Here is a 13272-nt window from a genome sequence, read left to right on the forward strand (position 1 = left end):
GATGCCGCGCAGCAACAGACCCCGGGGCGGCCGCCGTGACGACGACGACGAGCAGCGCGACCTCTCGCAGATGCTCGCCGGCTTCCGGCGCACCGAGTCCCACGCCGGCCGGGAGTGGAACGTCCAGCCCGTCTCCGCAGCGCGGGCCGTGAAGAACTACCTCTGCCCGGGCTGCGGGCTCACCATCGACATCGGCCAGCCGCACCTGGTCACCTGGCGGGCCGACGGCGCGCTCGGCGACGCGGCCGACCTGGCCGGCCGCCGTCACTGGCACACGCACTGCTGGAGAATCCGAGGAGCACGATGACCCACGAGATCCGCGGAGGCGTCGTCCTCCCCGCCCGCCGCGAGGACGTCGAGCTGCACACCGCCGACGGGCTGACCCTTGTCGGGGAGCTCGCGCTGCCCCTGGAGCACGAGCCGGTCGCGACCCTGGTCACCCTGCATCCGCTGCCCACCCACGGCGGCTTCATGGATTCGCACATCCTGCGGAAGGCCGCCGCCCGCCTGCCCGCGCTCGCCGATCTGGCGGTCCTCCGCTTCAACACCCGCGGCACTGCGTCGCCGCGCGGCACGAGCGAGGGCGCGTTCGGACACGGCACCGAGGAGCGCGCCGACGTCGCCGCAGCCCTGGCGCTCGTCGCGGAGCGCGGACTGCCGCACCCCTGGCTGGTCGGCTGGTCCTTCGGCACCGAGCTCGCGCTGAAGTGGGGGAGGGAGCACCCCGTCGAGGGAGCGATCCTGCTCTCGCCGCCGCTGCACCGCACGAGCGCGGAGGAGGTCGCCGCCTGGGGCGAGGACGGCCGCCCGCTCGTGGCGCTCGTCCCGGAGTTCGACGACTACCTGCGGCCGGAGGCAGCCGCCGAGCGCTTCGCGAGCGTGCCGCAGCTGGACCTCGTCGCTGTGGAGGGCGGGAAGCACCTCTGGGTCGGCGAGGCGCAGACCCGGCGCGTCCTCGACGAGATCGTGCGCGTGGTCGCGCCCGCCTCGTCCCCGCTGCCGACGGAGTGGGCGGGCGAGCTCGGCTGAGCCCGCCCGCCCAGCGACCGCCTAGCGGCCGGACGAGCCGCCGTCGGAGCCGTCGCCGTCAGAGCCGCTGCCGTCGGAGCCGTCGCCGTCGCTGTCGTCCGCGAGTCCGTCGATGTGGCCGATGAGCCCGCGCAGTCCCGACACGTAGCCGGCGATCGCGTCGCGCTCGGTGCGGATCTCGTCGAGGCGCCGCTCGGCGGTGTCCATCAGCTCGCGGCTGCGGCGCTCCGCGTCCGCGACGAGCTTCTGCGCCTGGTCGCGCGCGTCGTCGAGGAGGGCGTCGGAGTCGTCCTGGGCCTTCCGGCGCAGTCGCGTCGTGTCGTCGAGGGCGTCGCTGCGCAGGGCGTCCGCCTCGAGGCGCTTGTCGTTCGCGCGTCGGATGGCGTCGGCGAGCTGCAGGTTCGACTCGTCGAGGTAGCGCTGGGTCTGCGCGACGGCCTCCTGGTGGCGGAGCAGGTCGTCGCGGTCGGCCTCCTCGCGGCGCGCGGCGAGCTCGACCACCAGGTCGATCCGGGCCTGCTCGACCTCGCGCGAGAGCGCAGCGGCCTCGTCGGCGGACGCGGCACGCAGGCCCGCCAGCTCGGCGTCGAGCACGGCGACGGCCTCGGCGCGCTCCTGGGTGAGCCGGGTGCGCTGGTCGGCGATCTCGCGGGCGCCCTCGGCGCGGGCGGCGGCGACCTCGGCGTCGAGCGCGGCGCGGGTCGAGAGCACCTCGGCCTCGACCGCCGCGCGAGCCTGGGCGACCTCGGCCTCGACGGCCGCCCGGAGCCGGTCGACCTCGGAGGCGACCTCGGCCCGCAGGAGCTCGTTGGCCTGGGCGAGGCGGGCGGCCTCGGCGCGGGCGACCTCGATCTCGCGGGCGGCGACGGCGCGCATCTCCGCGGCCTCGCGCTCGGCCTCGGAGCGGATCGCGGCGGCCTCGCGCTTCGCGGTGGCGCGGGTCTCGGCGGCCTCGGTCGCCACGGTGCCGCGGATCGCGGCGGCCTCGCGGACGGCGTCCTGGGTCATCACGTCGCGGTCGTCGGCGGCCTTGCCGAGCGTCGCCGCGGCCTGCGCCTCGGACTCGTTGCGGGTCCGGTCAGCACGGCGGCGCGCCTCGGTCACCAGGCGCTCGGCCTCGTCGCGCGCCTCCTGGAGGATGCGGTCGCCGTCGTCGCGGGTGGATCGGCGGAGGGCGGAGGCGTCGTTCTCGGCCTGGGCGATGATCCGCTCGGACTGCTCCTCGGCCACGCGCAGGGTGTGCTCGAGCTTGGCGCCCAGGCCGGCGTAGGTGGGAGTGCCGACCTGCTGCAGCTCCTTCTCGAGGCCCTCGATCCGGGAGGACAGGCGCTTCACCTCGCGGCCGCTCTCGGCCGCCTGGGTGTTCGAGTGGATGAGCTCGCGGCGCAGGCCCTGGACGGCCTTGTCGACCTCGTCCCGGTCGTAGCCACGGAACACCTGGGTGAATTCGGCCTCGTCGTTCGCCACGTCGTCTCCTTCAGAGCAGGACCGCGGTGGGGCTCGCGGCACTGGGAAAGTGTATTCAGCAGGGAGGCCGCGGCCGGGGCGACACCCGCACCGCGCGCCGCTCGGGCCGCACTCTCGGCTTCTCCCGGGCATCGGAGCGAGGGCATCGGCTATCGTGGACTGTCTTTGTCTGTTGCCGTCGCGCCCCGGTCCGGCTGCGTACCCCGAGCCGGCCCCGGCCGTCACCCCGATCCGGCAACGCAGGAGGAGTTCTTTCGTGCGGTTCGTCTTCGCCATCATCGCCACCGTCATCGCTGCCGCGATGATCGTGCTCGGCATCGGTCAGCGGACGGTCTGGGCTCCTCCGGAGTCCCTCACCGCCGAGACCGCGCTCGACTCCTCCGCTCCCTACGCGGTGATCGACGGCAGCACCCTGGGCGCCAACCCGGGACGCCAGACGATCACGGTCGAGGGCAGCGGCGACCTCGTCGTCGCCTACGCCCGGACCTCCGACGTGCTGGGCTGGGTGGGCGGCTCGAGCTACGACGCCATCGGCTACGAGCGCGCCGACGACACCCTCACCTCCGCGGAGGAGACGGGCGAGCGCGTCCAGCTCTCCTCCGACGTCGAGACCGCCGACGCGGCGGTCGTCGATCCGCGCGGCTCCGACCTCTGGCTCGAGGAGTTCGAGGGGAGCGGCAGCGTGACCCTGGCGCTCGACGTGCCGGAGGACGTCTCCATCCTCATCGCGAGCGACGGCACCGCGCCGGCAGCCGACTCCGTGCGCGTCAGCTGGCCCGTGGACACCGCGACGCCCCTCGCCGGCCCGCTGCTGCTCGGAGGAGCCGTGTTCCTCCTCCTCGGCCTCGTCCTCTACGTCTGGGCCTTCGTCCACCTGCGCCGCCAGCACGGCCCGCGCCGGAAGGGACCGCAGGGCAGGATCCCCCGCGGTGCCCGCCGCCCCCGGCCGCGAGCCGGGATCCAGGCCTCCACGGCGTCGCCGGCGCCCTCGCGCCGCCGGGCCGCCCTGGTGCTGCCCGTCGTCCTCGGGACGACGGTCCTCCTCTCCGGCTGCAGCTCCGACTACTGGCCGGATCTCGCCGCGGGCGCGAGCGAGGCGCCGACCGCGTCCGCCACGGCGACCGCGGGGGCAGAGCCGGTCTCGGCCGAGCCGACCCCCGTGGTCACCACGCAGCAGGCGGAGGCCGTCGTCGCCCAGGTCGCCGATGTCGCGTCGCGCGCCGACGCCGCCCGGGACGCCGGGATCCTGGCCGAGCGCTTCCAGGGCGAGGCGCTCACCGAGCGCACCACGAACTACGACGTCGTCGCCAAGGGCGGGACGATCGACCCGCCGCAGACGATCCCGGCCTCCCCGGTGAGCCTGGTGCTCCCGCAGGACACGGAGTCGTGGCCGCGCCTGGTCACCGCCGTCGTGCAGAACTCGACGGACACCACCCAGGCCCCGATCGCGCTGATGATGAGCCAGGCGAGCCCGCGCGTCGACTACAAGGTCGACTACGCCATCTCGCTCGAGGCCAACGCGCGCATCCCCGACGTCGCGCCCGTCACCGTCGGCACGTCGATCGTGGCGCCCGACTCGCGCCTGATGAAGCTCGCCCCGCAGACCGTCGGCTCCGCGTATGCCGACGTGCTCGCCAACGGCGACTCGAGCCAGTACGCCGAGCTCTTCGCGGCCGACGGCGACACCCTCCGGGGGCAGGTCGGCGTCGACAAGAAGAACGCCGACCGCGAGGCGCTGCCGGACACCGCCTCGATCGAGTTCTCGAACGCCGCCGGCACGTCGCCGACGATCGCGCTCGCGACGAACGACTCGGGGGCCCTCGTCGCGGCGAGCATCGCCGAGACGTCGACCGTCCGCCCCACTGCCGAGGGCTCGACCGTCTCGACCTCCGGCGCCTCGCAGACCCTGCTGGGCACGGACAAGTCGACGACCGGCATCGAGACCACCTACGGATACCAACTGCTGTTCTACGTACCGCCCGTCGGATCGGAGGAGAAGATCGTGATGCTCGGATGGAGCCAGGGACTCGTCTCGGTGGTGCAGCTGCCGTGAGCACCGTCCCGCCCCTGCCCGGAAACCTCCGCGGCGCCGTCGACCTCTCGTCGCTGGTGAACCGCCGCACCCCGCCCGCCGCCTCCGCCGGCGTCCCGGCCGCGCCCGCCGCTCCCGGAGGCGCGCCCGGCGCGAATCCGCTGCTGCTGACCGCCGGCGACGCCGAGTTCGACCAGGTGGTCCAGCTCTCCTCGCGCGTGCCGGTGATCGTCGACCTGCGCGGCTCCTGGTCGGACCAGAGCCAGAGCATGACCGCGCTGCTCGAGAAGGTCGTCGTCTCGTACGCCGGCGCGTTCGTGCTCGTCGGGGTCGATGTGGAGTCGAGCCCGCAGCTGGCGCAGGCGTTCCAGGTGCAGTCCGTGCCGACGGTCGCCGCGATCGTCGGCGGCCGCCCGGTGCCCCTGTTCAGCGGCCTCGTCGCCGAGGAGCAGCTGCGCGACCTGCTCGAGCAGGTCCTCCAGCTCGCCGCTCAGAACGGTGTGACGGGCACGGTGCCGGTGGAGGGAGTCGCTCCCGCCGAGGGCGGCGAGCCCGAGCCCGAGCCGCTGCCGCCGCACCACCAGGAGGCCTACGACGCGATCGACCGGGGCGATTACGCCGCGGCGATCACCGAGTACGAGACCGCCATCGCGCAGAACCCGCGCGACGACCTCGCCGTCGCCGGTCTCGCGCAGGTGCGGCTGCTGGCCCGCCTCCAGGGCCGCACGCTCGACGACATCCGCTCGACCGCCGCAGCCGAGCCGTCGAACCTCGACGCGCAGCTCGCCGTCGCCGACCTGGACGTCTCTGGCGGCCACGTCGAGGACGCCTTCGACCGGCTGCTCTCGATGTTCCCGCGCCTCGACGCCGAGGGGAAGGCCGCCGTCCGGGCTCGTCTCCTGGAGCTCTTCGAGATCGTCGGTCAGACCGACCCGCGCGTCAACAAGGCTCGGGCCCGGCTCACCGGCCTGCTCTACTGACGCCGGCCGGAACGCCGAGAGGCCGCCCGCTCGCGACGATCGTCGCGGCGGGCGGCCTCTTCCGTGCGGGGACCGATCAGTCGGCGGGTCGCAGGTAGAGCACGGCCAGCGGGGGCAGGACCAGCTCGGCGGAAGCCGGGCGGCCGGCCCACGGCTCCTCGCGAGCCTCGACCGCTCCGAAGTTCCCGACTCCGCTGCCGCCGTAGATCTCGGCGTCCGTGTTGACGAGCTCCTCCCAGCGGCCGGCCGTGGGCAGGCTCACGCGGTAGCCGTGCACGGGCGAGCCCGAGAAGTTGGCGATGACGGCGATCGGGCGACCCTCGCTGTCCTTGCGCAGGAACGAGACGACGTTGGCCGCCGCCGCGCCGCCGTCGATCCACTCGAAGCCCGACTGCTCGTGGTCGAGCTCCCAGAACGACGGCGAGTCGCGGTACACGCGGTTCAGTTGACCGACGAGGCTCCAGAGACCGCGGTGGCTCGGCTGATCGAGGATCCACCAGTCCAGACCCCGCTCTTCGCTCCACTCGGAGTACTGGCCGAACTCCTGGCCCATGAAGAGCAGCTGCTTACCGGGGTGGGCCCACATGAAGGCGAGGTAGGCGCGCACGTTCGCGAGCTGCTGCCAGTGGTCGCCCGGCATCTTCTGGATCAGCGAGCCCTTGCCGTGCACGACCTCGTCGTGGCTGATCGGCAGGACGAACTTCTCGCTGAAGGCGTAGACGAACGAGAAGGTGATCTCGCCCAGGTGGTACTGGCGCCAGAGCGGGTCGTTCGCCATGTAGTCGAGCGAGTCGTGCATCCAGCCCATGTTCCACTTGAGCCCGAAGCCGAGGCCGCCGGAGCTGGTGGGCTGGGTGACGCCGGGCCAGCTCGTCGACTCCTCGGCGATCATCATGATGCCGGGGTGCAGCTTGTAGGCCGTGGCGTTGACCTCCTGGAGGAAGCTGATCGCCTCGAGGTGCTCGCGTCCGCCGTACTGGTTCGGCAGCCACTCGCCCTCCTTGCGGGAGTAGTCGAGGTAGAGCATCGAGGCGACGGCGTCCACCCGCAGGGCGTCGACGTGGAACTCCTCGAGCCAGAACAGGGCGTTCGCGACGAGGAAGTTGCGCACCTGGGTGTGCCCGAAGTCGAAGACGTAGGTGCCCCAGTCCATCTGCTCGCCGCGGCGCCAGTCCGGGTGCTCGTAGAGCGGCTCGCCGTCGAAGCGGGCGAGGGCGAAGTCGTCCTTGGGGAAGTGCCCGGGCACCCAGTCGACGATGACGCCGATGCCGGCCTGGTGCAGACGGTCGATCAGGTACTTGAGGTCGTCGGCCGTGCCGAAGCGGCTCGAGGCGGCGTAGTAGCCGGTGACCTGGTAGCCCCAGGAGCCGCCGAACGGGTGCTCGGCGAGCGGCATGAACTCCACGTGCGTGAAGCCGAGCTCGGTGACGTACTCGATCAGCGGGTCCGCGAGGTCGCGGTAGCCCAGTCCCGGACGCCAGGAGCCGAGGTGCATCTCGTAGACGCTGAGCGGCTGCGTGTGCGGATCGACCGAGGCTCGCTTCTCCATCCAGCCGGAGTCGCCCCACTGGTGGTGCGAGACGGGGACCTTCGAGGCGGTCGCGGGCGGCACCTCCGTGGCGCGGGCCATCGGGTCGGCCTTGCGGACCCAGTGGCCGTCACGCGAGAGCAGGTCGAACTTGTAGGAGGCTCCGGGCTCGACGCCCGGGACGAAGATCTCCCAGACCCCGGTCGTCCCGAGGTTGCGGAGGGAGTGGCCCTCGCCGTTCCAGTCGTTGAAGTCGCCGACGACCCGAGCGGCCTGGGCGTGCGGGGCCCAGACGGCGAAGCTCGTGCCCCAGACCCCCTCGTGCTCGCGGTGACGGGCGCCGAGCGCCTCCCAGAGGCGCTCGTGGCGGCCCTCGCCGATGAGGTAGAGGTCGAAATCACCGACCGTCTTCGAGAAGCGGTAGGGGTCCTCCGCGGTCCACTCGCCGCCGCCGCCGTAGCGGGCCTCGACGGTGTACGCCTGCGGACCGAGGACGTGGAAGCCCTGCCAGATCCCGTCGCTGAGGTGGCTGAGCTCGACGCGGGCGCCGGTGGCGAGCACCACGGCGACCTTCTCGGCGAGCGGGCGGCGCACGCGGACGACCGTCACCGGGTCGGAGACGCCGGGGGCCGCGACGAGGTGCTGGCCCAGGACGTCGTGGGGGAGCGCGTTGCTGCCGGTGGCGAGCTGCTGCAGCACCCACTCCGGGATGTCGGGCAGCGCGATCGCAGCGGTGCCGTCGACGGGGCCCGAAGCGGATGCGGGGTCCGCGGTCGTCTCGACGGGAGCGGCGCTGTCGGCTGCGACGGAATCGGCGGCGTCCGTGTCGTCGGGCAGGTCGCCCTCGGCCCCGCTGCCGACCGGAGCGGACTCCGCGTCGTCGGCGTCGGGCTCGACGGTCACGGCGTCGTCGGCCGCGACCGGCTGAGGCGCCTCCGGGACCGTCTCGACCGCGTAGCTGCGCGCGTTCTCGCCGTCCGCTCCGGGGTGCTGTCGAGCGTCGGGCGCCGCGTCGGCGACGTGCGCGCCGTGGCCGGAGGTGGTCGCCGAGCTGGTGCCCGTCGTGGGGACCGTCTCGGCGTGCGCGCCGAGGCCCGCCTCCTCGGCCGGGCTCGTGCCCTCGGGGGTGGTTCCGCTCATCGCTCGTCCGCCTTCACGCTCAGGATGTGCACGGGCTCGACGAACGAGTCGAGCCGCACGTAGTCGTCGCTGCCCCAGGTCCAGACGGCACCGGTGATCAGGTCCTCGACCTCGAAGGTCGCGCTCCAGTCGAGCCCGATCGCGGGCAGGTCGAGGTGGACCGTGGTCTCGCGGGCCGAGTGCGGGTCGGTGTTGACGACGACGATGATCGTGTCGTCGGTCCCGGTGCCCGTGAACGCGGCCTGCAGGTGCTTGGAGTAGACGAGGATCGCGTCGTCGTCGCTGCCGTGCACGTGCAGGTTCCGCAGCTGCCCGAGCGCGGGGTGCGAGCGCCGGATCTCGTTGAGGCGCGTGATGTACGGCGCCAGCGAGCGGCCCGACTCCTCCGCGCCGGCCCAGTCGCGCGTCTTGTACTCGTACTTCTCGTTGTCGATGTTCTCCTCGGCGCCGGGGCGAGCGACGTTCTCGACCAGCTCGTAGCCGGCGTAGACCCCCCACAGCGGCGACGCGGTCGCGGCCAGGGCCGCCCGCACCTTGTACGCCGAGCGGCCGCCGTACTGGAGGTACTCGGTGAGGATGTCCGGAGTGTTCACGAAGAGGTTCGGCCGCATGTAGTCGGCCGTCTCGTGGGAGATGCTCGTGAAGAACTCGCCGAGCTCCTCCTTGGTGTTGCGCCAGGTGAAGTACGAGTACGACTGCTGGAAGCCGACCTTGCCGAGCGCGCGCATGATCGCGGGGCGGGTGAACGCCTCCGCGAGGAAGACGACCTCGGGGTGCTCGGCGTTGACCTCGTGGATGATCCACTCCCAGAAGTCGAGCGGCTTCGTGTGGGGGTTGTCGACGCGGAAGATCCGCACGCCCAGGTCGATCCAGTGCCGCAGGACCCGCAGCGACTCCTGACGGATGCCCTCGGGGTCGTTGTCGAAGTTGATCGGGTAGATGTCCTGGTACTTCTTCGGCGGGTTCTCGGCGTAGGCGATCGAGCCGTCGGGGAGCGTCGTGAACCACTCGGGGTGGCTGGTGACCCAGGGATGGTCGGGCGAGGCCTGCAGGGCGAAGTCGAGGGCGAGCTCGAGGCCCGCGGCCTCGACCGCGGCGTGGAAGGCGCGGAAGTCGTCCTCGGTGCCGAGGTCCGGGTGGATCGCGTCGTGGCCGCCCTCGGCCGAGCCGATCGCCCACGGCGAGCCGGGGTCGTTCTCGCCGGCGTCGAGCGTGTTGTTCGGGCCCTTGCGGAAGGAGCGGCCGATGGGGTGGATCGGCGGCAGGTAGAGCACGTCGAAGCCCATCGCGGCCACAGCGGGGAGGCGGTCGATCGCGGTGCGGAAGGATCCGCTGGTCACGGTCCCGTCCTCGTGGCGCACGGCGCCCTCGGAGCGGGGGAAGAACTCGTACCAGGCGCCGACGCCGGCGCGGGTGCGCTCGACGTGGATGGTGCGCGGCTCCGAGACGCTGGTGAGGCTCATCACCGGGCGGGCGTCGAGCGCGCCGTGGACGGCGGGATCGGTCGCCGCGGCGAGGCGCTCCTCGGCGCTCAGCGTGGTGTCGCCGACGCGGGCGGCGGTGTCGGAGAGCAGGCTGCGCTCGCCCTCGGGCCGCGAGGAGTCGTCGGCGCCGCTGCGCAGCAGGCCCTCGCCGATGGCGAAGGTGACGTCGATGTCCAGGCCGGCCGGGATCTTGACCTCGGCCGTGTGGAGCCAGGTCGCCCAGTCGTCGGCGTAGGCGCGGATGCGGTAGCTCCAATCGCCCTCCTCGTCGAGGGCCACGAGGCGCCCGTAGCGGTCGGTGCCGGTCGCGAGGAGCGACATGCGGTGCTCCGACTCGGCCCCGGACGGCGAGCGCAGCAGGAGGTCGACGCCGATGAGGTCGTGCCCCTCGCGGAAGGCCGTGGCAGCGAAGGGGACGACCTCGCCGACGAACGCCTTCGCGGGCCAGCGGTCGTCCTCGAGCCGCGGCTGCGGGTCGATGATCGGCAGGCGCTCGGCCCGGACGCGGTAGCCGCTCCCGGTCGTCGCGGTCGCCGGCGACGCGTGGGGTGCGTCCGCGGTCACCGGGGCGGCCGGTGCACTGTCGGCCGCGGGGGGAGCAGGAGTCGCCTCGGGGGCGGCGGCGGGCGCCCGAGCGGCCGTCTCGGGAGGCGCCGACGCCTCCTGGGGTGCGCGTCCGCGACCCGCTCGCCGTGCGTCCTTGCCGTTCTGAGCCTTGCCGAAAGGTATCTGAGCCACGTCACGACAGTAGCGACCGGCGGCGGCTCGCACACGACGGTTGCGCCCGCGCTCGGGCCTGTGCAAACGGATCCGGGGAGCGCGTGCCGGAGCGTCGGGGCGGGTGCGCGTCCGGCCGATCCGCGGCGGCCGAGGGGTCCGCTAGGGTGACCGAGCGCGACCGCCCCGGTGCTCCGCGACCGGGCGCTCCGGGGTCCGCAGAGAGTCGAGGGGTGCCGTGAAGGCGATCCGCCGCTTCATCGTCCGCTCCGTCCTCCCGCCCGAGCTCTCGGCTCTGGGCGATCTGGCGGGCAATCTGCGCTGGGCCTGGCACGAGCCCGCCCGGCGCTTGTTCGAGCGGGTCGATCCGGAGCTGTGGCGGCGCGGGGGAGCGGACCCCACCGCTCTGCTCGGAGCAGTGAGCCCCGAGCGCCTCGCCGAGCTGGCGGGGGATCAGGGCTTCGTCGACGAGGCGTGGCGCCTCCGCGACGAGCTGGAGCGGTACCGCACCGAGCCGCGGTGGTACCAGTCGCTGCCGGAGTCCGCCCCGCGCTCGATCGCCTACTTCTCGCCGGAGTTCGGCATCGCGGCGGCGCTGCCCCAGTACTCCGGCGGACTCGGAATCCTCGCGGGCGACCACCTGAAGGCCTCCTCGGACCTGGGCGTGCCGCTCACCGGCGTGGGCCTCTTCTACCGGTCGGGCTACTTCTCGCAGAAGCTCTCCGCCGACGGCTGGCAGCTCGAGTCCTACCCCTCGCTCGATCCCGACGGGCTGCCGCTGCGCGTCGTCCGTCTCGCCGACGGCTCGCCCGCCCGCATCGTGCTGGCGCTCCCCGAGGGACGCGCGCTCTACGCCCGGGTCTGGCGCGCGGAGGTCGGCCGGGTGACCCTCCTCCTGCTCGACACCGACATCCCCGAGAACGAGGACTCGCTCCGCTCCGTCACCGACCGCCTCTACGGCGGCGGGGGCGAGCACCGCCTGCTGCAGGAGCTGCTGCTGGGCATCGGCGGGGTCCGCGCGCTCGAACTCTGGGCCGAGGTCTCGGGCGGCGTCCTCCCGGAGGTGTTCCACACCAACGAGGGGCACGCCGGCTTCCAGGGGCTCGAGCGCATCTCCGGCCTGATCGGCGCGGGCCTGGACTTCGACCAGGCTCTCCAGGTGGTGCGGGCGAGCACGGTCTTCACCACGCACACTCCGGTGCCGGCGGGCATCGACCGCTTCGACCGCGGGATGATCGAGGAGTACTTCTCCACGGAGCTGCTCCCGGGCGTGCAGGTCGAGGACGTGCTCGCGCTGGGCGCCGAGCCGGGGGACTCCGGGACGGCGTTCAACATGGCGTACATGGGCCTGCGGCTCGCGCAGCGCTCCAACGGCGTCTCGACGCTGCACGGCGAGGTCAGCCGATCGATGTTCTCGAGCCTCTGGCCCGGCTTCGAGACGGCGGAGGTGCCGATCGGCTCGGTGACGAACGGCGTCCACGCGGCCACCTGGACCGATCCGATCCTCCGGCGGCTCGCGGAGGAGCGGCTCGGCACCGACGACACGACGCGGGCCGACTGGGCCTCAGGTGCGCTCGGCGACACCGAGCTGTGGGCCGCGCGCCGGGCGATGCGGGAGCAGCTGGTGCGGGACGCCCGCCGCCGGGCCGCCCGCTCCTGGCGCGAGCAGAACCCGGGCGGCCTCCCGCCGGCCTGGCTGGACGAGCTGCTGGACCCGGACGTGCTCACCATCGGCTTCGCGCGGCGGGTGCCGACCTACAAGCGGCTGACCCTGATGCTCCACGACCCCGAGCGTCTGCGGGCGCTGCTCACCCACCCGCAGCACCCGATCCAGATCGTCATCGCGGGCAAGTCCCACCCGGCCGACGAGGAGGGGAAGCGCCTGATCCAGCGGCTCGTCCGCTTCGCGCAGGAGCCGGACGTGCGCCGCAGGATCGTCTTCCTGCCGGACTACGACATCGCGATGGCGCAGCTGCTCTACCCGGGCACCGACGTCTGGCTCAACAACCCGCTGCGCCCGCTCGAGGCGTGCGGCACCTCGGGGATGAAGGCGGCGCTCAACGGCTCGCTCAACCTCTCGATCCTCGACGGCTGGTGGAACGAGTACTTCGACGGCGAGAACGGCTGGGCGATCCCCTCCTCCGACCGCGCGCTCGACCCGGAGGCCCGCGACACGCTCGAGGCCGAGGCGCTCTACGAGCTGCTCGAGACCGAGGTCGTGCCGCGCTACTACGAGCGTGACCACGACGGCGTGCCCCGGCGGTGGGTGCGGTCGATCCGGCACACCCTCGCGACCCTCTCGCCCGAGCTCTCCGCCGAGCGGATGGTGCGCCAGTACGTCGAGGCGCTCTACTCGCCGGCCGCCGAGGCCGGGCGCGCCGTCGCCGCCGATCACTTCGAGCCGGCCAAGGAGCTGGCAAGCTGGAAGCGGCGGGTCCGCGCCGACTGGGCCGGAGTCGCGGTCGCGTCCGTCGAATCCGGCGGGATCGACGCGGTGCCCCAGCGCGGGGACCGGCTCGCCGTGCGGGCGGGCGTGCGCCTGGGCGAGCTCTCGCCGGCGGACGTCTCGGTCGAGGTCGTGTACGGGACGACGTCCGCTGACGGCTCGCTCACCGAGGTCCGCCACCACGAGCTCGAGGTGGTCGAGGAGTCGGGTGCCGTGGTGCCGGCCGACGCGGTCGGGCGCGTGCCCTACGCCGGAGTGGTCACCCTCGACCGCAGCGGATCCTTCGGCTACACCGTCCGCGTCGTACCGCGGCATCCCCTCCTGGCCCGCTCCGCCGAGCTGGGCCTGGCCGCCGCCGCCGGCTGACCCCGCCCGGTCCCTCTCCGCGAGATGCCGCTCCGGTGCGCCTTCCTCGACGCCTCGCGGACCGGAGTGGGATCTCGCGGGAG

General features: G+C 73.2%; 8 protein-coding genes. 5 read left to right on the forward strand and 3 right to left on the reverse strand.

Annotated elements, in window-relative coordinates:
- The first annotated feature begins 1 nt into the window (after nucleotide 1).
- Both C5D09_RS08395 and C5D09_RS08400 read left to right on the forward strand, forming a co-directional pair.
- Nucleotides 2–307, forward strand: coding sequence for a hypothetical protein (locus C5D09_RS08395; protein ID WP_181027199.1), 306 nt, complete (start codon nucleotides 2–4; stop codon nucleotides 305–307).
- Entirely contained in the window at nucleotides 304–1029 is a 726-nt protein-coding gene (locus C5D09_RS08400) for an alpha/beta hydrolase (protein ID WP_104269075.1), read from the forward strand. Before C5D09_RS08395 ends, C5D09_RS08400 begins: the two co-directional genes overlap by 4 nt.
- A 21-nt stretch (nucleotides 1030–1050) precedes the next feature.
- On the opposite strand, the gene C5D09_RS08405 is transcribed toward C5D09_RS08400, so the two are convergent.
- Complete coding sequence (locus C5D09_RS08405; RefSeq protein WP_104269076.1) at nucleotides 1051–2496, reverse strand: DivIVA domain-containing protein; 1446 nt, start codon at nucleotides 2494–2496, stop codon at nucleotides 1051–1053.
- 256 nt (nucleotides 2497–2752) lie between these two features.
- Between C5D09_RS08405 and C5D09_RS08410 the strand changes: the two genes are divergently transcribed.
- Nucleotides 2753–4549, forward strand: coding sequence for a hypothetical protein (locus tag C5D09_RS08410; protein WP_104269077.1), 1797 nt, complete (start codon nucleotides 2753–2755; stop codon nucleotides 4547–4549).
- Nucleotides 4546–5508, forward strand: coding sequence for a tetratricopeptide repeat protein (locus C5D09_RS08415; protein WP_104269078.1), 963 nt, complete (start codon nucleotides 4546–4548; stop codon nucleotides 5506–5508). The genes C5D09_RS08410 and C5D09_RS08415 overlap by 4 nt, the downstream gene beginning before the upstream one ends.
- Nucleotides 5509–5584: 76 nt before the next feature.
- Here C5D09_RS08415 and glgB read toward each other — a convergent pair whose 3' ends face one another.
- Both glgB and C5D09_RS08425 read right to left on the reverse strand, forming a co-directional pair.
- Nucleotides 5585–8176: a 1,4-alpha-glucan branching protein GlgB gene (glgB, locus tag C5D09_RS08420; protein ID WP_104269079.1), complete on the reverse strand. Its 2592-nt coding sequence runs from the start codon at nucleotides 8174–8176 to the stop codon at nucleotides 5585–5587.
- Nucleotides 8173–10143, reverse strand: a complete 1971-nt coding sequence (locus C5D09_RS08425; RefSeq protein ID WP_258063673.1) for an alpha-1,4-glucan--maltose-1-phosphate maltosyltransferase — start codon at nucleotides 10141–10143, stop codon at nucleotides 8173–8175. The genes glgB and C5D09_RS08425 overlap by 4 nt, the downstream gene beginning before the upstream one ends.
- A 472-nt stretch (nucleotides 10144–10615) precedes the next feature.
- Between C5D09_RS08425 and glgP the strand changes: the two genes are divergently transcribed.
- Nucleotides 10616–13189 carry an alpha-glucan family phosphorylase gene (gene glgP, locus C5D09_RS08430; protein WP_104269081.1) on the forward strand — a complete coding sequence of 858 codons (2574 nt, stop codon included), beginning with the start codon at nucleotides 10616–10618 and terminating at the stop codon, nucleotides 13187–13189.
- Nucleotides 13190–13272 lie beyond the last annotated feature (83 nt).

Source organism: Rathayibacter sp. AY1C9 (assembly GCF_002932315.1).
Classification (GTDB): Bacteria; Actinomycetota; Actinomycetes; order Actinomycetales; family Microbacteriaceae; genus Rathayibacter.